The following is a 19,492-nucleotide window of genomic DNA, read 5'->3' as shown; positions in this document are numbered from 1 at the left end:
ATCTGCCGGGGGGAGATTCCGGTCTTTTGGCCGTGAAAAGTGGACCTTCCTGATAAAAACAGTTTACCGGAATGCGTATCTATGCTACACTTGTAACTGTGTTCTTTGTACACTACAAGATATTAGGAGGGAAACAATGTTAGAAAAGTTGTTTAAACTGAAAGAGAATCATACCACAGTGAAAACGGAGATTCTGGCAGGTATCACCACATTTATGACCATGGCGTATATCCTGGCAGTGAATCCCAGTGTCCTTGGCGCGACGGGAATGGACCAGGGAGCGATTTTCACTGCGACGGTTCTGGCAGCGGTGATCGGTACCGTGTGCATGGCTCTGTTTGCAAATTATCCGTTTGCGCTGGCGCCCGGTATGGGACTGAACGCTTATTTTGCGTATACGGTAGTCATCGGCATGGGATATCCGTGGCAGGCAGCTCTGGCAGCCGTATTTGTGGAGGGTGTGATTTTCATCCTGCTGTCTCTGTTCAATATCCGTGAGGCGATTTTCAACTCCATTCCGACCAACCTGAAGAAGGCTGTATCCGTAGGTATCGGCTTCTTTATCGCGTTTATCGGACTGCAGAATGCCAAGATCGTTGTGGGCGGAGCGACTCTGGTAGAGTTCTTCTCCCTGGACGCCGTAGAGGGAGGCACCATGCATGACGTGGGAATTACCGTATTCCTGGCGATTTTAGGCGTTCTGATCACTTCTGTTCTGGTCATTAAGAACGTAAAGGGCAATATTCTCTGGGGCATTCTTGCCACCTGGATTTTGGGTATTATCTGCCAGCTCACAGGCATTTATGTTCCGAATCCGGAGATTGGCTTCTATAACCTGCTTCCGGATTTTTCAGCCGGAATCTCCATTCCGAGTCTGGCGCCGATTTTCTGCAAGCTGAACTTTACGGCGATTCCGTTCAGCCAGTTCATCGTCATTGTATTCGCGTTCCTGTTTGTGGATATGTTTGATACTCTGGGAACCCTGATTGGCGTAGCTTCCAAGGCGGACATGCTGGATAAGGACGGCAAGCTTCCGAACATCAAGGGCGCGCTGATGGCAGACGCAGTGGGAACCACGGTAGGAGCTCTTCTGGGAACTTCTACCACCACCACCTTCGTAGAGAGCGCCTCCGGCGTATCCGAGGGCGGAAGAACCGGCCTGACGGCCATGACCACCGCGGTACTTTTCGCGCTGGCTCTGCTGCTTTCTCCGATTTTCCTGGCTATCCCGTCCTTCGCGACGGCTCCGGCCCTGATTGTCGTAGGCTTTTACATGGTCAATCAGGTGGGCCTGATTGACTTCAGCGATTTTGGCGAGGGTATTCCGGCCTTTATCTGTATCGCGGCTATGCCGTTCTTCTACAGCATTTCCGAGGGAATCTCCATGGGAGTTATCTCTTACGTGGTGCTGAATGTAGCCACAGGCAAGGCAAAGGAGAAGAAGATCAGTATTGTCATGTATGTACTGGCTGTGCTGTTCCTACTGAAATATTTCCTGATTTAAGGAGAGCGGAAGGCAGATTTTACACATGAAAATGACGGCTGCATATCGGTTGATATGCGGCCGTTATTTGCAAGAACCGGTGGGAACTGTTATAATCAGAAACAGAAGAAAACAGGGAGGACGAAAAAATGTTTGTAAAGATCTATACCGACGGCGCGGCCCGCGGCAACCCGGACGGACCGGGCGGCTACGGCGTGGTGCTGCATTATACGGACAGTAAGGGGCAGCTCCATGAGAGGGAGTACAGCCAGGGCTATAAGAAAACCACCAATAACCGGATGGAGCTGATGGCAGTTATCACAGGTCTGGAAGCGCTGACGCGTCCCTGCCGGGTGGAGCTCTATTCGGATTCCAAATATGTGACGGACGCCTTCAATAAGCGCTGGGTGGATTCCTGGCTGAAAAAGAACTGGAAGGGCAGCTCCGGACCGGTGAAAAACGTGGACCTCTGGAAGCGGCTTTTAAAGGCGAAGGAGCCCCATCAGGTGGAATTTATCTGGGTCAAAGGCCATGACGGTCATCCGCAGAACGAGCGCTGCGATCAGCTGGCTACCACGGCGGCGGACGGGGACGGACTGATAGAGGACGAGGGACTGAATGACTGATTTCTTATTATAATAGTAGGAAAATAAAATAACAGAGCAGGTGTGTGGTAGAAAAAAACAGAAATACCGGACATCTGCTTTTATTTGTTGCATAAATGGAAAAAGAAGGTAGAATATCTTACGGGAAATGGTGGAAATCTTAGGAAAATGCGAAGAAGGGATTGCGAAAAGCTGCTCTGTTATGCTAAAATAGCAAAATCGCTGCCTTTTCGGTGCTGACGGGAGAAACAGGCCGGAAAGAGAAGAAAAGGAGAGTAAGTATGAGTGATAACAATTTTAAGCCTTATATTCCGGCTGAAAAGTCTCTTCCGGAGTTTACGGCGACCTCTGTCATCCTCGGTATTCTGCTGGCTGTTCTGTTCGGCGGCGCAAACGCGTATCTGGGACTGAGAGTTGGTATGACTGTTTCCGCGTCTATTCCGGCGGCAGTTATTTCCATGGGTGTCATCCGTGTCATCCTGAAAAAGGATTCTGTTCTTGAGAACAATATGGTACAGACCATCGGTTCCGCCGGTGAGTCCGTAGCCGCAGGCGCTATCTTCACCATGCCGGCCCTGTTCCTGTGGGCCAGCGAGTGGGGCACCAGCGCTCCGTCTCTGGTAGAGATTGCCATCATCGCAGCTATCGGCGGCAGCCTGGGCGTTCTGTTCATGGTTCCGCTGCGGAAAGCCCTGATCGTGCAGGAGCACGGCGTGCTTCCCTATCCGGAAGGGCAGGCTTGTGCGGAGGTACTTCTGGCAGGCGAGGAAGGCGGAGAGAAGGCCGGCATCGTATTCAAGGGTCTGGGTCTGGCAGCAGCTTACAAGTTCGTCACAGACGGCCTGAAGCTGTTTCCCAGCGAGGTTCATTATGAGATTCCGGCTTACAAGGGATCCGGCGTCGGTATCGACGTACTTCCGGCTCTGCTTGGCGTCGGCTATATCTGCGGAACCAAGATTTCCTCCTACCTGTTCGCAGGTGGTGTGCTGGGCTGGTTCGTGCTGATGCCGCTGATCGTTCTGTTCGGTCAGAATGTCACCCTGTTCCCGGCGAGTGTAAGCGTCGCTGAGCTGTACGCGGCAGGCGGTTCCTTCGCTATCTGGAGCAACTACATCAAATACATCGGCGCAGGCGCCGTAGCAGCGGGCGGAGTCATCAGCCTGATCAAGTCCCTGCCGCTGATCGTTCGCACCTTCCGCGACGCCATGAAGGGCTACGGCAAGGGCAATGCAGGAAGCGATCTGCGTACAGACAAAGACCTTCCGATGAAGGCTATCATCCTTGGCGTAGTAGCTCTGGCCCTGCTGATCTGGCTGATCCCGATTGTTCCGGTGAATCTGTTCAGCGCAATTCTGATCGTGATTTTCGGTTTCTTCTTTGCAACCGTATCCTCCCGTATGGTAGGTCTGATCGGAAGCAGCAACAACCCGGTATCCGGTATGACCATCGCGACGCTTCTGGTAACCGCTATGATCCTGAAGGCAACCGGTCAGGTAGGCCAGGCTGGTATGACAGCAGCTATCGCTATCGGTTCTGTGATCTGTATCACAGCAGCGATTGCCGGAGATACCTCTCAGGACCTGAAGACCGGTTACATCGTAGGCGCTACACCCTGGCGTCAGCAGATCGGTGAGCTCATCGGTGTGGTAGCATCCGCAGTGGCCATCGGCGCGATCCTGTACCTGCTGAACGCAGCATGGGGCTATGGCTCCACCGAGCTTCCGGCTCCCCAGGCGACTCTGATGAAGATGATCGTAGAGGGCGTTATGGGCGGAAACCTGCCCTGGACTCTGGTATTTGCAGGCGCGTTTATCGGTATCGTAGTGGAAGTCCTGGGTATCCCGGTACTTCCCTTCGCCGTAGGTCTGTATCTGCCGATTCATCTGAGCACCCCGATGATGATCGGTGGTCTGGTTCGTCTGTTCCTGGAGAAGAAAAAGGGCATGGACGAGAAGGCGAAGAAGGATATGCTTGATAACGGCGTACTGTACTGCTCCGGTCTGATCGCAGGCGAGGGTCTGGTAGGTATCCTGCTGGCAGTCTTTGCGATCATCCCCATGGCAAATGGTTCCCTGGGCGACGCGATGGGCGATACCATTCTTTCCAGAACTCCGCTCAACGGCAATATCGGTGGCTTGGTATTCTTTGCCCTGCTGACCGCGACCCTGTTCAAGATCACCATTGGCAGAAAGAAGAAATAAATGAAGAAAAAAAAGAATTATCTGGATTTTGTGCCGGTCTGCGCGCCGGGCTACAGCTGGAAGCTGAATGAAAAGAAGCTGGTGGAGATAGAAGTACAGAACAAAGGCTTCTATAATTGGCTGGCACAGAAGTTTTTCAAGCGGCCGAAGGTCAGCTATATCAGTCTGGACGAGTACGGCAGCTTTGTATGGCAGCAGATGGACGGCCAGCGGACCATCTACGACATCAGCTTTCTGGTAAAGGAACGCTACGGCGAAGAGGCGGAGCCGCTTCTTCCGCGCCTTACAAAGTTTTTCCAGATTCTGTATCAGAACCATTATATCGGATACAGTACTCCGCTGGAGAAAAAGAAACAAGCATAGAGATCAGAAAATATTAAGAATTGGCAGCAGTCCTTCCTCCCGGAGGGCTGTTGCCTTTTTCTTTGGAAACGGGTAAAATAGATATCAGATAAAATGGACGGCGGCAGCGAAGGGACGGAATCCATGACGGGACGGAAAAGATCTTTTTACAGGGAAATGATAAAATACATTCAGATAAGTATTCTGGCAGTTCTCATGGCGCTCCTTGTAGGCGGCGCGTTGTGGGCGGCGGAAGGCTTTTCTGCGCCCGGGAAAAGCGCGGAGGCTCTGGCGGATGCAGGGATGGATTCCCTGGAAAATGCGGACACTGAGAAAACAGGAAAGCTGTCAGTGGAAGTACCGACCGTACATGTGTTGACGCCGTCCGGAAAATCAGAAGCCTCTGAAGCTTGGGCAGAGGAATCGGAAGGTGCAGAAGCCTCGGATGGAGAGAACCGGAAAGAGGATGTTACCTTATTGTTTGCAGGCGACCTGTTTCTGACTGATGTTTTACAGGAAAAATACGAGCGAAACGGCATTTCTGCAGCGGCCACATCAGATTTGCTTTCCATTACCCGCGGCGCCGATATCTTCATGCTGAATCAGGAATTTCCTTTTGGAACTACCGGTGAGGCAATGGAAGATAAGCAATATACCTTCCGGGTGGATCCCAAATATGCATCTGTATTACCGGAGCTGGGGGCAGATATCGTGACCCTGGCCAATAACCATATGCTGGATTTCGGACGGGGCCCGCTTAAGGAGACCCTTGAAGCGTTGGACGAGGCAGGAATTCTCCATGTGGGAGCGGGGCAGAACCTGGAGGAGGCAAAGGCTCTGAAAACCATGGAGGCAGGCGGACGGGTCATTGGCTTTCTGGGAGCCACCCGTGTGATTCCGGAGCATTCCTGGACGGCGTCCCGGAGCAATTCCGGTCTCTTTACCACCTATGATCCCACGAAGCTTCTGGGGGAGATACAGGCGGCGAAGCAGCAGTGCGACTATGTAGTGGTCTATGTCCATTGGGGAATCGAGCGGAACACAGAGCCGGAGGAGTATCAGAAGTCCTTGGCCCGCCAGTATATCGACGCCGGGGCAGACGCTGTGATCGGCGCGCACCCTCATGTACTGCAGGGGATCGAATATTATCAGGGGAAACCGATTTTTTATAGCCTGGGCAATTTTATTTTCGCAAACCGGACCTACGAAACCATGATGGCAGAGCTGACCATTACAGACGACGGCACAGAGGTAAGGGTGATTCCCTGTGTCAGTACGGCCAACCAGATGGGACTGATGGATGGCAGTGGGCGGGCAGCCTTCTACGGAAATCTGCAGGGGCTGTGCTTCGGCGGCGTTACAATAGGGGAAGATGGAAGCGTCAGGGAGTAAGAAAAAAAGATGTATAAATTATCAGAAAAATATAAAAAATACGTGAAATATAAAGAAATTAAAAATTTTGAAAAAAACACTTGCATTTCCTGTTGCCTTATTATATACTAAACAAGTCGCAAGGGTGCGGCACAAAAACATAGGAAATGGTCGATTGGTCAAGCGGTTAAGACGTCGCCCTCTCACGGCGAAAACAGGGGTTCGATTCCCCTATCGACTGCTGAAAAACTTCTGGTTATCCAGGAGTTTTTTGTTTTATCGCATTGTGGAGGAATGGAAGGAACTGGCATGGATTAACAATATTTGATGCTTGACAAGAAAACGGAAAATAGGTAATATATCTAACGGAGTGAGTGTCGGCTAACAGAAATGTTGGGCCGGTGAAAAGGGAAACAGGTGTAAATCCTGTGCGGTGCCGCCGCTGTAAGCGCGAAGTTTCAGGGCCGTTTTCCTTCACTGTCCGTAAGGTACAGGAAACGGTACGGGACGGGAAGAAGGAAGACAAATAAGGCCAGCGTAAGTCAGAAGACCTGCTTATTCTGCTTTTGCTGTCACGGTCCATGACATTTGCGAAAGATAAAGGGCGCAGTGCGTCCGGATGCCGAATACGGGTGCATCATCTGATCAGAAGTGATTGGGTGGTGCTTTTTTTATGGACGAATCATTTTATACAACAGAGGAGAAAGAACATGAAGAAGAGAGTAGTAAGCGTATTGTTAAGCACCTGCCTTGTGGCTGGTATGCTGGCAGGCTGTGGTTCCAAGACTGCGGATACCACAACCACCACTGCGGAGGAGACCACAGAGGATGCAGAAAGTACCGACGCAGCTGATGAGACGGTCGATGCAGACAGCGATTATGAGCCGGTCAGCATCACCCTGAACCTGGAGCGTTCCGGACTGGGCGAGAACGTAGAGTACACCATCACCAAAATGCCCTCCGCTGTGGTAGCGTCCGGCGACCAGATGGCAGACTTTTTCTTTGATCTGGGACTGCAGGACCAGATGGTAGGCTATACCAAGGGCTTCTGCTGGAGTACGGCTTCCGAGTATCCGGCCCGGGATGAGGTTCCTCAGCTGATGAATCCGGGCGAGGGCTTGACCAATCTGTCCAAGGAAGAATTGCTGGCAACCGGCTGTGATTTTCTGATGGGATGGGATTCCACATTCTCAGATAAAAACTTCAACAAGGATTTCTGCGAGGAAAACGGTATCACGATGTACTTCCCGTATGTATGCACAGACAGTGCAACCTTCGAGGATCTCTATAAGGATTATGAAACTCTGGGAAATATCTTCAAGGTGCAGGAACTGGCAGCCGAGAAGGTACAGGCTATGAAGGATACCCTGCAGGAGGTGCAGGACGCTCTGGGCGATGAGGCCTATGAGAATCCGGTAAAAGTATTTGCTTATGATTCCGGAGAGGATGTACCGTTTACCGCTTGCCAGGGTATGCCGGGCGACATCATCAAGAAGGCCGGCGGTATCTCCATCTTCGATGATATCGAAGCAGGCTGGGCAAAGCCCTCCTGGGAGGAAGTAGTAGAGCGTGATCCGGACGTGATTCTGATTCTGGAGTATACCGGAGACGATGTGGCAGAGAAGCGGGAGTTCCTGGAGACCAATGAGTTCACCAAGGATCTGCGCGCCGTAAAGGAAGGCAGAATCTACTCCGTATGCTGCAGTGATATGCAGGGAAGCGCAGGAAGCGCCAATGCAGTGAAGACCATTGCAGAGCAGCTGTATCCGGACAAATTCTAACAGGGGGAAAGACAGGGGAGTGAAAGCTCCCCGTTTTTCTTGCTCATTCTATTTGTGTTCTCGAAGGAGGAATCTATGAAAGGAACAGTAAAATCGGGCAAAGGCCGCTTCCTTGTGACGCTGCTGCTGGTATTGCTGCTGATTGCCGCGGTATTGACCATATCGGTAACCATCGGCGCAGTGAACGTCTCAGCAGGCGATATTGGAAAAATTCTGGTAAATAAAATCTCTGGGAAGGATATCTTTCAAATTGCCTGGGAGGGCAAAACGGAAAATATCATCTGGAATATCCGGTTTCCCCGCGTGCTGATGGCCTTTATCGTAGGCGCGGGACTGGCGCTGTGCGGCGTCCTGATGCAGGCACTGACCAAGAATCCCCTGGCAGATCCCTATGTGCTGGGTATCTCCTCCGGCGCTTCTGCCGGGGCAGTCTGCGCGATCCTGCTTGGGTGGTTCAGCTTTATGGGCGGGTATTCCGTTATCTTTGGCGCTACCATGGGAGCGGCTGTCTCCATCTGTCTGTCTTTAAGTATCGCCTCCATTCATGGCCGGATTACCTCGACGCAGCTGGTTCTGGCGGGTATCGCGACTTCCGCCCTGTTCTCGGCCTTTACCAATCTGATGGTATACGGAATCAATACGGGATCGGATAAGACGAAGATGGCGCTCTATTGGATGGTAGGATCCTTAAGCGGAGCCACCTGGAGCAAGCTGAGATATGTGGTGGTGGTTGGCGTTGTGGTAATCGTGGTCATTTTCCTGTTCGCGAAGGAGCTGGACGTATTGCTTCTGGGCGATGACGTGGCGGAAACTCTGGGTGTGGATACCCGTAAAATGAAACTGGTTATTATTGCGGCTTCCACGATCCTGACCGGCGTTGTGGTATCCGTCAGCGGCGTGATCGGATTTGTGGGACTGGTTGTACCCCATATTATGCGAAGCTTTGTGGGATCCGGACACAGACGGCTGATCCCCATGGCGATTCTGGGAGGCGGTCTTTTTACAATGCTTACCGATCTGATTTCACGCACCATCATTGCTCCGTCTGAATTGCCCATCGGCGTGGTGGCGGCCTTTTTCGGCGCGCCCTTCTTCCTGTATCTGATTCGCCGGGGCAATATGGGAAAAAAGTAGAGGAGGCAGAGTATGAGTTTACAGGTAAAAAATCTGGATTATCAGATAGACGGAAAAAGCATTCTGGAACAAATCTGCCTGGAAGTGCAGGACGGCGAGTTTGTGGGCCTGGTTGGTCCCAATGGCTGCGGCAAATCTACGCTTCTCAAAAATATCTACCGGACCTACAAGCCGGGCCGGGGTACCGTTTTTCTGAATGAAAAGGATGTGCTGGATTTTTCCTTCAAAAAAATGGCCGGGGAAATGGCAGTCATGGCTCAGGAAAATCATGTGGAGTTTGATTTCGAGGTGCGGGATATGGTCATGTTTGGCCGGTACGCCAAGAAAAAATTCCTGCAGGGGGATTCGGCGGAGGACAAGAAGCTCTGTGAAAAATGCCTGAAGGAAGTGGGACTGTCCGGCTACGAGCACCGTTCCTACTTAAGCCTGTCCGGTGGCGAAAAGCAGCGTGTGCTGCTGGCCCGTGTGCTGATGCAGGAGAGTGCCTTTATTGTGCTGGATGAGCCCACGAACCATCTGGATGTGAGCTATCAGTATCAGATTATGGATATTTTAAAGGGGCAGGACGTGACGGTATTTTCGTCCATTCATGACCTGAATCTGGCTGCCCTGTACTGCGATCGGATTATTTTCATGTATCAGGGGAAGATTGTGGATTACGGTACGCCGGAAGAGGTGCTCACAAAAGAAAATATCCGGGAGTACTTTGGCATCGAGGCGCAGATCACCACAAATACGGCCACGGGAAAACGGCAGATTTATTATCTGCCGGGCTGGATAAAAAGCGGAAAAAGGGCTTGACAAAACCAGTTTCCCCTGCCTATAATAAACGCAGATTTACACATAAACCAAAAGGCTTTGACGGGAACAAGTAGAAGTCGGAGGGAGCGGACAGAAAGCAGCCGGGCGATGAGAGGCGCGCGTATCTCCTGATTTTGAATACATCCCCGAGCTTCGCACCGAACCCATTTCCGGAAGCAGTTTTCCGGAGCAGGAAGTAGGCTGCGACGGAATCCCGCACCCGTTAGCGTGCTAGAGTGTCGATAGCTGGCACTTGAAGAGGTAAGCAGCGCGAGCTGTTTATGAAAAAAGGTGGTAACACGAGCGTAGCCCTCGTCCTTTTATAAGGATGAGGGTTTTTTTACGTAAGCAATGAGCCGTGCATTCTGGGCTACAGGAACATTTTTCATGCTTGCATGGGAAATGTGGATGGAGCCCGGAATATAGGGTGAAGCCCGTGAACCCTGGCCTTGAAAAAGCCAGGGTTTGCACAGCAGAGTGAATTTCTAATCAGGAGGAAGAGAACATGGCAGAAAATATTTATGACGTACTCATGGAGCGCGGCTTCATCGAGCAGTGTACCCATCCGGAGGAGGTAAGAGAGCTCCTTGGAAAGGAAAAAGTAACCTTTTACATCGGCTTTGACGCCACCGCAGACAGCCTGACCGCAGGACATTTCCTGACCATCATGGCTATGATGCATATGCAGCGGGCAGGACATCGTCCCATCGCCCTTCTGGGCGGCGGAACCACCATGGTAGGAGACCCCTCCGGTAAGTCCGATATGCGTAAGATTATGACAAAGGAAACCATTCAGCACAACGCGGACTGCTTCAAGAACCAGTTGTCCCGTTTCATCAACTTCGACAATGACAACGCGATTCTGGCGAATAATGCGGACTGGTTGCTGGATCTGAATTATGTGGATTTTCTGCGCGAGGTAGGAGCTCATTTCTCTGTAAACCGGATGCTGAACGCGGAGTGCTACAAGCAGAGAATGGAGAAGGGACTGACCTTCTTTGAGTTTAACTACATGATCATGCAGTCCTACGATTTCCTGAAGCTGAACCAGATGTACGGCTGCCAGATGGAGCTGGGCGGCAATGACCAGTGGTCCAATATCATCGGCGGCGTAGAACTGATCCGCAGAAAAGAGAATAAGCCGGCATACGGTCTGACCTTCAAGCTTCTGACCACCAGCGAGGGCATCAAGATGGGCAAGACCATGAAGGGCGCCGTGTGGCTTGATCCGGAGAAAACCTCTCCCTACGAGTTTTACCAGTACTGGAGAAACATCGAAGACGTGAAGGTAGAGGAGTGCCTGGGACTTCTGACCTTCCTGCCCATGGACGAGGTTCGTCGCCTGGGAGCTCTGGAGGGCGCGGAAATCAATCACGCAAAAGAGGTTCTGGCATACGAGATCACCAAGATTGTACACGGTGAGGAAGAAGCCAAGAAAGCACAGGAGGCTGCAAGAGCCCTGTTCGCCAACGGCGGCAAGACCGACGATATGCCCACCACAACCTACGCGAAGGCCGAGCTGGATGAGGGTAAGGATATCCTGACGCTTCTGGTGGAGACAAGGCTGGCTCCTACCCGTTCCGAGGCGAGACGTCTGGTACAGCAGGGCGGCGTGACGGTCAATGATGTAAAGGTAACAGATGTGTACCAGAAATTTACCACGGGTGATATGGACGCCGACGGAGCGCTGGTGCTTCGCAAGGGCAAGAAGGCATACCACAAGGTAAAGGCTGATTAATATGGAAGAAAGACAGTATCTTTCCCGCGTCCGCGCCTTTCTGGAGGAAAAGGGCTGGGAATATGAATATACGGAGGAGGACGGGCTTGGCAGCATTGACTTCTCCTACCGCGGCGTTCCCTATCACATCTGGGAGTTTGAGGAAAACAGAGAGCGCGGCGCAGAGACCAACCTCTACCACGGCGGCCGCCAGCAGGAGGTTCTGGGGGATTATGAGGCAGAGCTGATTCGGGAAATGAAGCAGTGGTAAACAGAAGAACGATTGACAAACCGCCCCCCAGAACCTATAATAAAAAAGATTATGGAATAGAGACAGCCCGCTAACGAATCTGGGCTTAGGAGGGAACAAATGAAACAGTATGGCGTAAATGAACTTCGAAGAATGTTCTTGGAATTTTTCGAGAGCAAGGGACATCTGGCAATGAAGAGTTTTTCTCTTGTACCTCACAACGATAACAGTCTTCTGCTGATCAACTCCGGTATGGCTCCGCTGAAGCCGTATTTTACCGGCGCGGAGATTCCGCCCCGCCGCAGAGTGACCACCTGTCAGAAATGTATCCGTACAGGCGATATTGAAAATGTAGGAAAGACCGCCCGTCACGGCACCTTCTTTGAGATGCTGGGCAACTTCTCCTTCGGCGATTACTTCAAGGACGAAGCGATTCACTGGACCTGGGAGTTCCTGACCGAGGTGGTGGGACTGGACAAGGATCGTCTGTATCCGTCCGTTTACCTGGAGGACGACGAGGCGTTCAACATCTGGAATAAGGAAATCGGGATTCCGGCAGACCGAATCTTCCGGTTTGGCAAGGAGGACAACTTCTGGGAGCACGGCGCAGGTCCCTGCGGCCCCTGCTCTGAGGTCTATTATGACAGAGGCGAGAAGTATGGCTGCGGCAAGCCGGGCTGTACTGTAGGCTGCGACTGCGACCGCTACATGGAGATCTGGAACAACGTATTTACCCAGTTTGACAACGACGGCCACAACAACTATACCGAGCTGAAGCAGAAGAACATTGATACCGGTATGGGTCTGGAGCGTCTGGCAAGCGTGGTGCAGGACGTGGATTCCATCTTTGACGTGGATACCGTAAGAGCGCTCCGGGATAAGGTCTGCGAGCTGGCTCACACCGAATACAAGAAGGACGAACAGAAGGACGTATCGATTCGTCTGATTACCGACCATATCCGTTCCGCTACCTTTATGATTTCCGACGGTATTATGCCCACCAATGAGGGACGGGGCTATGTACTGCGCCGTCTGATCCGCCGGGCAGCCCGCCACGGACGTCTTCTGGGTATCGAAGGCAAGTTCCTGGCAAAGCTTAGCGAGACTGTCATCGAGGGATCCAAGGACGGTTATCCGGAGCTGGACGAGAAGCGCGAGTTCATTTTCAAGGTTCTCGATCAGGAGGAAGAGAAATTCAACAAGACCATCGACCAGGGCTTAAGCATTCTGGCAGAGATGGAAGCAGAGATGGAAGCAAAGGGCGAGAAGGTGCTTTCCGGTGAGAATACCTTTAAGCTGTATGATACCTATGGCTTCCCGGTAGACCTGACAAAGGAAATCCTGGAGGAGAAGGGGCTGTCCGTAGACGAGGACGGCTTCAAGGCAGCCATGGAGGAGCAGCGTGTCAAGGCAAGAGAGGCCCGCGCGGTGACCAACTACATGGGAGCTGACGCTACCGTGTACGATCAGATCGATCCGAAGGTGACTTCTGCCTTTGTAGGCTATGACAGCCTGACCGCAGAGTCCGAGATTACCGTACTGACCACCGACAGCGAGCTGACAGAGGCGCTGACCGACGGCCAGAGCGGAACCATTTTTGTAAAAGAGACCCCGTTCTACGCTACCATGGGCGGTCAGCAGGGTGATGCCGGCGTGATCCGTTCCGAGAACGGCGAGTTCGAGGTACAGGATACCATCAAGCTCCGCGGCGGCAAGATTGGCCATGTGGGACGCGTAACAAAGGGTATGTTCAAGGTATCCGATCAGGTGACCCTGGAGGTGGCAGCCAAGAAGCACGCAGATACCTGTAAGAACCACAGTGCTACCCATCTGCTTCAGAAAGCTCTGAAGACTGTCCTTGGCAGCCATGTAGAGCAGAAGGGCTCCCTGGTAACCCCGGATCGTCTCCGTTTTGACTTCTCCCATTTTGAGGCTATGACGCCGGAGGAGATCGCGAAGGTAGAGGCGCTGGTAAATCAGGAGATTCAGGCGGCTCTCCCGGTTGTTACAGAGGTTATGGACATTGAAGAAGCGAAGAAGACCGGTGCAATGGCACTGTTCGGAGAGAAGTACGAAGAGAAGGTGCGCGTGGTATCCATGGGCGACTTCTCCAAGGAGCTCTGCGGCGGTACCCACGTAGCCAATACCTCCCAGATCATGGTATTCAAGATTGTATCCGAGGCAGGTATCGCGGCGGGCGTGCGTCGTATTGAGGCACTGACCGGTGACGGCGTATTTGCTTATTATAAGAACGTAGAGGCACAGCTTCAGGAGGCAGCCAAGACCGCCAAGACCACCCCGGCAGGCCTGAACGAGAAGATCGAGCACCTGCTGGCCGAGATCAAAGAGCTGCACAGTGAAAACGAAGCCCTGAAGAGCAAGGCGGCCAAAGACGCCCTGGGCGATGTCATGGACCAGGTAAAAGAGATTAACGGAGTCAAAGTTCTGGCAGCCAAGCTGGAGGGCGTAGATATGAACGGTCTCCGGGATCTGGGCGATCAGTTGAAGGAAAAGCTGGGTGAAGGCGTGGTCGTATTGGCCAGCGCCGTTTACGGCAAGGTAAGCCTCATGGCAACAGCTACCGACGGAGCCCAGAAGAAGGGCGCACACGCAGGCAACCTGATCAAAGCCATCGCAGGCCTCGTAGGAGGAGGCGGCGGCGGACGTCCCGGCATGGCCCAGGCCGGCGGCAAGAATGCCGATGGCATCGACGCAGCCATCGCCAAGGCAGCTGAGGTAGCAGCCGAGCAGATCAAATAAAACCAAATACTACCAAATACTACACACATGTGTACCCAGAAACCGGCAGGAGCGAACGCGACCTGCCGGTTTCAACATAAAATCGCACTCGCAAAAACCAGAAAAAGGGCGGGCGGGGGAAGAATTTCCCCCGCCCGCCCTTTTTCGTCCGTCTATAGTTCTTATTAGCCCCTGCCCTCACATATATTGTCTTAAGAGGTGAGAGGACATGCAGCCAACTAATTCACAACCCAAAACAGAATCATATCAGGTATCGCCGCCCCCACAGGAAGCAATTTCCGCTATCCTGTCCCTGCCGCTCCGCCAGCTTCTGAAAAAAGTCAATTTAGACTGGAAAGAGCTGCAGGAAATCCGCCTGTCTCAGGCGCGCCCATTGACTCTCTGGTATCGGGGACGGGAAACCTTCCTGACCGAGGATGGCTATGAAACGGGAAGCCCAAAATCCGCTCACCAGGTCACTGCACAGGAGCTCCGCGAAACCCTGGAATTTGCCGGAGCCTATTCCCTCTATGCTTATGAGGATGAAATCCGTCAGGGGTATCTTACCCTGCCCGGCGGTCACCGCATCGGCGTCACAGGAAAAGCAGTGACGGAAAACGGCCAGGTTAAAACCCTTCGCTATATCACCAGTCTGAACATTCGAGTCGCCCATGAGGTCAAAGGCTGCGCCGACGCCGTCCTGCCCTGGCTCTACAACTCGGAAGGCCTCTGCCATACGCTTCTGATCTCCCCGCCCCGCTGCGGTAAAACCACATTGCTGCGGGATCTAATCCGTCAGATCTCCAATGGCCGTACCGGTTTTCGGGGAATGCGGGTAGGCGTAGTGGATGAGCGAAGCGAAATTGGCGGAAGTCACTTAGGCGTTTCGGGCCTGGACGTGGGAGTGCGGACTGACATTCTGGACGGCTGTCCCAAAGCCGAGGGCATGATGATGCTGGTGCGTTCCATGTCCCCGGAGCTCATCGCCGTGGATGAGATAGGTGGAAATGCAGATATGGAAGCTATGGAAAACGCCATTTCCTGCGGCTGTCGCATCCTGGCCACCGTACACGGAAGCAGCCTGGAGGAGATTCGTCAAAAGCCCCTGGTTTCGGGACTTTTGCAGACGGGAATTTTCGAACGCTTCGTGGTGCTGGATGCGCGGCATGGACCGGGAACCGTGCGAGCCATCCTGGACGGAAAGGGGAAGATCCTATGCTCAAAATCACAGGCGCCTGCCTGATTTTATGTTCGGCGGCAGGCATTGGGGCAAGCTTCAGCGGTGATTTAAAACGGCGCGTACGGGAGCTCCGTATCCTGAAGCAGCTGGTCTACATGCTTCAGGGTGAGATCCGCTACGCCCGCCTGCCTCTTCCGGAGGCATTCTGTCATGTGTCTGTGCGGCTGCCAGTGCCCTTCGGTACTTTTTTGTCCGAAACTGCGGACGAGCTGAAAAAAGCGGATGGACGGACGCTAGGAGAGGTCTGGAAAATGGAGGAGGCAAAGCATCTGAAGGGACTGCATCTGGTGCGGGCTGACCTAGAGCAGCTGGAGAGTCTGGGCGAGGTGCTGGGGTATCTGGACGCGGAAATGCAGCTCGCAGCCATCCGGCTTTATCTGGAACAGCTGGAGAACAGTATCGCTGAGGCGCAGGAGCATATGGGCAGCAGGCAGAAGCTTTATCAGAGCCTGGGGATCGCAGGCGGTGTATTCCTGGTGATACTTTTGCTTTGATTTCACAGAGGGAGGAATTATGAGTGTGAATCTCATTTTTAAAATCGCGGCAGTGGGAATTCTGGTGTCAGTGATCTGTCAGGTCCTGAAGCACAGCGGACGGGAGGAGCAAGCCTTTCTCACCAGTCTGGCGGGACTGGTACTGGTGCTGTTCTGGATTCTGCCCTACATCTTTGAACTATTTGATACCATGAAGCAGCTGTTTGCACTCTAGCTTCATTTCAGGAGAGGGGGAAATGAGATGATCCAGGCAGTCATGATTGGAATTACCGGCGTTTTTCTGGCTCTGTTTCTGAAACAGACAAAACCGGAATATGCCGTCTGTGTCAGCGTCGGAACGGGTATTTTGCTGCTTTTTCTCGTGGCAGAGCGCTTAAGGCTGGTGATAGAAAATATCCGTCTGATTCAGAGCGCCATTTCTATCCAGAGCGCCTACATTCAGGTATTGCTGAAAATCATTGGTATCACCTACATCTCAGAATTTGCCGCCGATATCTGTCGGGACGCAGGCTGCGCTGCAGTGGCCGGGCAGATCGGCGTTTTCGCGAAGCTGTCCATTCTGGCGGTCAGCATGCCTATCGTGAGCGCGCTGCTTCAGACGATACAGAGCTTCCTGGGAGGGTGAGTATGGACACGTTTACACTGGAACAACTGGATTTTTCGGAGATTCAGAGGGCCATGGACGAGATCCTGAACCAGAGCTTTTCCTTTCGGGATACGGTGCTTTCCCTGCTGTCCGGGGAGCAGCCCTTTACGCTGGAGAGCTTTTTTCGGACGGCGCTTACGGAAGCGGGACGGAGCTTCACCCAGGATAAACAGATATTTGTGTCGATTCTGGTACTGGGGATTGCGGCGGCGCTCCTTAAGAATTTTACTGACGTATTTAAAAATGATCAGATCGGGGAAATCAGTTTTGAAATGACCTATCTGCTGCTGTTCCTTTTGCTGCTGCAGGTATTTTCCGGGGCGGCAAAGCTGGCTGGGCAGGTATTCGCTTCGGTGCAGGAGTTTATGAAGGCCCTGATTCCGGCCTGGTGCCTGGCGGTGACCCTGTCGGCGGGCGGTGCTACAGCGCTGGTGTTTTACCAGTTCCTGTTGGGCCTTATCTACGCGCTGGACTGGCTGATTGGCAAGGCGCTGCTGCCGGTATTGAACCTGTATATGCTTCTGGTTTTCATCAATCATCTGACAAAGGAGGAATACCTGTCCCAGATGACCGAGCTTACGGGAAAAGCGGTGGGCTGGGCGCTGAAAATTCTGCTAACGGTGGTGATGGGGTTCAACACGATTCAGGGGATGATTACCCCGGCCATTGATTCCCTGAAAAATACAGCTTTTACAAGGGCCGCCCGGATGCTGCCCGGCGTCGGTAACGCGGCAGGCGGCGTGGCCGATGTGCTGCTGGGCTCTGCGGTGCTTCTGAAAAATGGCGTGGGGGCGTCTGCGGTGCTGGTGCTGGCCCTGCTTTGCCTGGGACCGCTGGTGCAGCTTGGCGTGCTGACCCTGCTTTTAAAGGGAACCGCCGCCCTGATTCAGCCGGTTTGCGATAAGCGCTTTTCGGGCTGTGTGTCCGGGGCTGGAGAGGGCGTAAGACTTTTATTTCAGGCGGTTTTTACGGTGACCGTGCTCTTTGTGGTGACCATTGTGGTGGTGACCGTGTCGGTGCGTGGGTAGGAGGCAGGGATGAAAGAGTTTCTATATGGCTGGATTCGTGACATCGCGTTTTATGCTATCCTGATGACCGTAATTCTCCATCTTCTGCCGGAGGAAGGCCAGAAGAAATATGTCCGTTTTTTCATGGGGGTTGTGCTGATGCTGGTGGTGCTGTCGCCTCTGTTATCCGTGGCAGGCCTGTCTGGTACGCTGGACAGCATTTACGCAGAGCAGACCTATGACGAGGAGCTTCAGGATTTCACGCGGCGGCAGGCGGAACTGGAAGTGGACTATGCGCGGGAGATAGAACAGCGGAAGCAGGAGTTGACCGGGGACGGCACAGAAAATCCGGCGGACGGAGAGGAGGAGCAAGGTGGAAGCTCAGACATCAAAGTGGAAATCAGACTGGATGAGTAAGCTGAAGAAGCCGAAAAAGGAGCAGCTGGTGGTACTCCTGCTTTTTGGTGTTCTGCTGGTGGTAATTGCACTTCCGACTACGACGGGGACTACGGAGGCAGACAAAAAAGACGCGGCCATTTCCGGGACACAGGAGGCAGCAGAGACAGATACTGCCACATCAACCTATGAAGAACAGCTGGAAAAGCGTCTGTCTGCCATCCTAAGCCAGGTGGCGGGCGCAGGCCGGGTGGAGGTCATGGTGACTCTGGAATCCCGGGGAGAACGGATCGTGGAGAAGGATACGCCGGAATCCCGGAAAAGTGTGGAAGAAACGGACGGCAGTGGCGGAAGCCGCACCACCGACGAGCAGGACTGGGGCGAGGAGACGGTATATTATGAGGACGGCAGCGGCGGTAAAAGCCCCTATGTGGTGAAGGAGCTGGAGCCGAATATTGAAGGGGTGTTGGTGTTGGCGGAGGGCGGCGGCAGTGCCGTGGTGAAGCAGGAGCTTCTGGAGGCTGTGCAGGCATTATTTCCCATCGAGGCGCATAAAGTAAAAATAATGAAGTTGGAGGGTGCAAAGTGAAAAACATATTTAAAAAGAACCAGATGATCATCACCGCGCTTGCCATTATGATTGCGGTGGCCGGGTATTTAAACTATTCCGGCAGCAAGCTCAGTGGCGCGAAGCTGCAGACCGGAGGCGACGCATCTGCCGCGGACGACATTTCCGCGGAGGATCTCTATGCCCAGACCGGACTGGAGGAGCTGCAGTTTGCGGATGGCGATATCCAAAGCCTGGATTCAGACAGGGAGGAGACGGCAGAAGTGGAGGAGGGAGAAGAACCCGGCGAGGCGGTGCTGGCCAGTTCTTCGGCGGGAACCGGCTTCGCGGCGGAGGCGAAGCTTAGCCGGGAGCAGCTGCGTTCCAAAAACAAGGAAACCCTTCTGGAGGTTATCAACAATACCAATATCTCCGAAGCCCAGAAGCAGGAGGCAGTGGACAGCATGGTGGAGCTGACGGATATCGCCGAGAAGGAAGCAGCGGCGGAAATCCTGCTGGCAGCCAAGGGCTTCGAGGACGTGGTGGTCAGTATTACCGACGGCCAGGCCGATGTGGTGGTTAATATGGAAAATGTGGACGACGCGGGCAGAGCTCAGATCGAGGATATCGTAAAGCGGAAAACCGGGATCTCCGGAGAGAATATTGTGATTACGCCGGCGGCGCAGACGGAGTAGAGGTGGGTTTACAGAAAAGAAGATTTCTTGTATAATCAGACAT

19 protein-coding genes, 1 tRNA gene and 1 riboswitch are annotated in these 19,492 nt (G+C 53.1%); all 20 genes read left to right on the top strand.

All coding sequences use genetic code 11. The annotated features are described in order from the left end of the window. The first annotated feature begins 136 nt into the window (after window positions 1–136). Window positions 137–1,504, top strand: coding sequence for a solute carrier family 23 protein (locus ACESZP_RS10870; protein ID WP_178039473.1), 1,368 nt, complete (start codon window positions 137–139; stop codon window positions 1,502–1,504). Window positions 1,505–1,632: 128 nt separating this feature from the next. Further along, window positions 1,633–2,109, top strand: coding sequence for a ribonuclease HI (gene rnhA / locus ACESZP_RS10865; RefSeq protein WP_499709028.1), 477 nt, complete (start codon window positions 1,633–1,635; stop codon window positions 2,107–2,109). 260 nt (window positions 2,110–2,369) lie between these two features. Further along, window positions 2,370–4,289: an OPT family oligopeptide transporter gene (locus ACESZP_RS10860; protein ID WP_499709027.1), complete on the top strand. Its 1,920-nt coding sequence runs from the start codon at window positions 2,370–2,372 to the stop codon at window positions 4,287–4,289. Then, window positions 4,290–4,652: a PqqD family protein gene (locus tag ACESZP_RS10855; protein WP_499709026.1), complete on the top strand. Its 363-nt coding sequence runs from the start codon at window positions 4,290–4,292 to the stop codon at window positions 4,650–4,652. It begins immediately after the preceding gene. Between the two features lie 156 nt (window positions 4,653–4,808). After that, window positions 4,809–6,023, top strand: a complete 1,215-nt coding sequence (locus ACESZP_RS10850; protein WP_499709025.1) for a CapA family protein — start codon at window positions 4,809–4,811, stop codon at window positions 6,021–6,023. A 148-nt stretch (window positions 6,024–6,171) separates the two neighbouring features. Further along, a tRNA-Glu gene (locus tag ACESZP_RS10845) sits at window positions 6,172–6,243 on the top strand. 114 nt (window positions 6,244–6,357) lie between these two features. Then, window positions 6,358–6,575, top strand: a riboswitch (cobalamin riboswitch). A gap of 137 nt (window positions 6,576–6,712) precedes the next feature. After that, window positions 6,713–7,783: an ABC transporter substrate-binding protein gene (locus ACESZP_RS10840; RefSeq protein ID WP_178039468.1), complete on the top strand. Its 1,071-nt coding sequence runs from the start codon at window positions 6,713–6,715 to the stop codon at window positions 7,781–7,783. Between the two features lie 75 nt (window positions 7,784–7,858). Then, entirely contained in the window at window positions 7,859–8,917 is a 1,059-nt protein-coding gene (locus ACESZP_RS10835; RefSeq protein WP_178039467.1) for an iron chelate uptake ABC transporter family permease subunit, read from the top strand. A gap of 12 nt (window positions 8,918–8,929) precedes the next feature. Next, the gene (locus ACESZP_RS10830) at window positions 8,930–9,718 is read left to right on the top strand and encodes an ABC transporter ATP-binding protein (RefSeq protein ID WP_158362186.1); all 789 of its coding nucleotides are present in this window, start codon (window positions 8,930–8,932) and stop codon (window positions 9,716–9,718) included. A gap of 505 nt (window positions 9,719–10,223) precedes the next feature. Then, window positions 10,224–11,456, top strand: coding sequence for a tyrosine--tRNA ligase (gene tyrS / locus ACESZP_RS10825; protein ID WP_499709024.1), 1,233 nt, complete (start codon window positions 10,224–10,226; stop codon window positions 11,454–11,456). Between the two features lies 1 nt (window position 11,457). After that, on the top strand, window positions 11,458–11,706 hold the full coding sequence (locus ACESZP_RS10820; protein WP_499709023.1) for a kinase: 249 nt from the start codon (window positions 11,458–11,460) through the stop codon (window positions 11,704–11,706). A 99-nt stretch (window positions 11,707–11,805) separates the two neighbouring features. Continuing rightward, window positions 11,806–14,445 carry an alanine--tRNA ligase gene (gene alaS / locus ACESZP_RS10815; RefSeq protein ID WP_499709022.1) on the top strand — a complete coding sequence of 880 codons (2,640 nt, stop codon included), beginning with the start codon at window positions 11,806–11,808 and terminating at the stop codon, window positions 14,443–14,445. A gap of 208 nt (window positions 14,446–14,653) precedes the next feature. Then, window positions 14,654–15,667, top strand: a complete 1,014-nt coding sequence (gene spoIIIAA / locus ACESZP_RS10810; protein ID WP_499709021.1) for a stage III sporulation protein AA — start codon at window positions 14,654–14,656, stop codon at window positions 15,665–15,667. Beyond that, complete coding sequence (locus ACESZP_RS10805) at window positions 15,640–16,158, top strand: stage III sporulation protein SpoIIIAB (RefSeq protein ID WP_178039356.1); 519 nt, start codon at window positions 15,640–15,642, stop codon at window positions 16,156–16,158. Before spoIIIAA ends, ACESZP_RS10805 begins: the two co-directional genes overlap by 28 nt. Before the next feature lie 19 nt (window positions 16,159–16,177). After that, on the top strand, window positions 16,178–16,372 hold the full coding sequence (spoIIIAC, locus tag ACESZP_RS10800; protein WP_158362197.1) for a stage III sporulation protein AC: 195 nt from the start codon (window positions 16,178–16,180) through the stop codon (window positions 16,370–16,372). 27 nt (window positions 16,373–16,399) lie between these two features. Then, complete coding sequence (locus ACESZP_RS10795; RefSeq protein ID WP_178039357.1) at window positions 16,400–16,783, top strand: SpoIIIAC/SpoIIIAD family protein; 384 nt, start codon at window positions 16,400–16,402, stop codon at window positions 16,781–16,783. Between the two features lie 2 nt (window positions 16,784–16,785). Beyond that, window positions 16,786–17,832, top strand: a complete 1,047-nt coding sequence (locus ACESZP_RS10790; RefSeq protein WP_499709020.1) for a stage III sporulation protein AE — start codon at window positions 16,786–16,788, stop codon at window positions 17,830–17,832. A 9-nt stretch (window positions 17,833–17,841) separates the two neighbouring features. Further along, window positions 17,842–18,228 (top strand): stage III sporulation protein AF, encoded by a 387-nt coding sequence (locus ACESZP_RS10785; RefSeq protein ID WP_499709019.1) that lies wholly within the window; start codon window positions 17,842–17,844, stop codon window positions 18,226–18,228. Beyond that, entirely contained in the window at window positions 18,185–18,796 is a 612-nt protein-coding gene (locus ACESZP_RS10780) for a SpoIIIAG-related protein (protein WP_499709018.1), read from the top strand. The genes ACESZP_RS10785 and ACESZP_RS10780 overlap by 44 nt, the downstream gene beginning before the upstream one ends. Then, complete coding sequence (locus tag ACESZP_RS10775) at window positions 18,793–19,449, top strand: SpoIIIAH-like family protein (RefSeq protein WP_499709017.1); 657 nt, start codon at window positions 18,793–18,795, stop codon at window positions 19,447–19,449. Before ACESZP_RS10780 ends, ACESZP_RS10775 begins: the two co-directional genes overlap by 4 nt. Window positions 19,450–19,492: the final 43 nt, after the last annotated feature.

This window comes from Candidatus Dorea massiliensis AP6, assembly GCF_964245105.1.
GTDB classification, from domain to species: domain Bacteria; phylum Bacillota; class Clostridia; order Lachnospirales; family Lachnospiraceae; genus Laedolimicola; species Laedolimicola intestinihominis.
The sequence above is the reverse complement of the archived record's forward strand: the minus strand, read 5'-3'. Positions and strand labels throughout refer to the sequence as shown.

What these genes read in the sequence shown, in the direction of transcription:
- spoIIIAC (WP_158362197.1), top strand. Translation starts at nt 16,178, where the DNA reads ATGAGTGTGAATCTCATTTTTAAAATCGCGGCAGTGGGAATTCTGGTG.
- ACESZP_RS10870 (WP_178039473.1), top strand. Translation starts at nt 137, where the DNA reads ATGTTAGAAAAGTTGTTTAAACTGAAAGAGAATCATACCACAGTGAAA.
- tyrS (WP_499709024.1), top strand. Translation starts at nt 10,224, where the DNA reads ATGGCAGAAAATATTTATGACGTACTCATGGAGCGCGGCTTCATCGAG.
- spoIIIAA (WP_499709021.1), top strand. Translation starts at nt 14,654, where the DNA reads ATGCAGCCAACTAATTCACAACCCAAAACAGAATCATATCAGGTATCG.
- ACESZP_RS10795 (WP_178039357.1), top strand. Translation starts at nt 16,400, where the DNA reads ATGATCCAGGCAGTCATGATTGGAATTACCGGCGTTTTTCTGGCTCTG.
- ACESZP_RS10855 (WP_499709026.1), top strand. Translation starts at nt 4,290, where the DNA reads ATGAAGAAAAAAAAGAATTATCTGGATTTTGTGCCGGTCTGCGCGCCG.
- ACESZP_RS10805 (WP_178039356.1), top strand. Translation starts at nt 15,640, where the DNA reads ATGCTCAAAATCACAGGCGCCTGCCTGATTTTATGTTCGGCGGCAGGC.
- ACESZP_RS10860 (WP_499709027.1), top strand. Translation starts at nt 2,370, where the DNA reads ATGAGTGATAACAATTTTAAGCCTTATATTCCGGCTGAAAAGTCTCTT.
- ACESZP_RS10785 (WP_499709019.1), top strand. Translation starts at nt 17,842, where the DNA reads ATGAAAGAGTTTCTATATGGCTGGATTCGTGACATCGCGTTTTATGCT.
- ACESZP_RS10835 (WP_178039467.1), top strand. Translation starts at nt 7,859, where the DNA reads ATGAAAGGAACAGTAAAATCGGGCAAAGGCCGCTTCCTTGTGACGCTG.
- ACESZP_RS10850 (WP_499709025.1), top strand. Translation starts at nt 4,809, where the DNA reads ATGATAAAATACATTCAGATAAGTATTCTGGCAGTTCTCATGGCGCTC.
- ACESZP_RS10820 (WP_499709023.1), top strand. Translation starts at nt 11,458, where the DNA reads ATGGAAGAAAGACAGTATCTTTCCCGCGTCCGCGCCTTTCTGGAGGAA.
- ACESZP_RS10790 (WP_499709020.1), top strand. Translation starts at nt 16,786, where the DNA reads ATGGACACGTTTACACTGGAACAACTGGATTTTTCGGAGATTCAGAGG.
- alaS (WP_499709022.1), top strand. Translation starts at nt 11,806, where the DNA reads ATGAAACAGTATGGCGTAAATGAACTTCGAAGAATGTTCTTGGAATTT.
- ACESZP_RS10830 (WP_158362186.1), top strand. Translation starts at nt 8,930, where the DNA reads ATGAGTTTACAGGTAAAAAATCTGGATTATCAGATAGACGGAAAAAGC.
- ACESZP_RS10840 (WP_178039468.1), top strand. Translation starts at nt 6,713, where the DNA reads ATGAAGAAGAGAGTAGTAAGCGTATTGTTAAGCACCTGCCTTGTGGCT.
- rnhA (WP_499709028.1), top strand. Translation starts at nt 1,633, where the DNA reads ATGTTTGTAAAGATCTATACCGACGGCGCGGCCCGCGGCAACCCGGAC.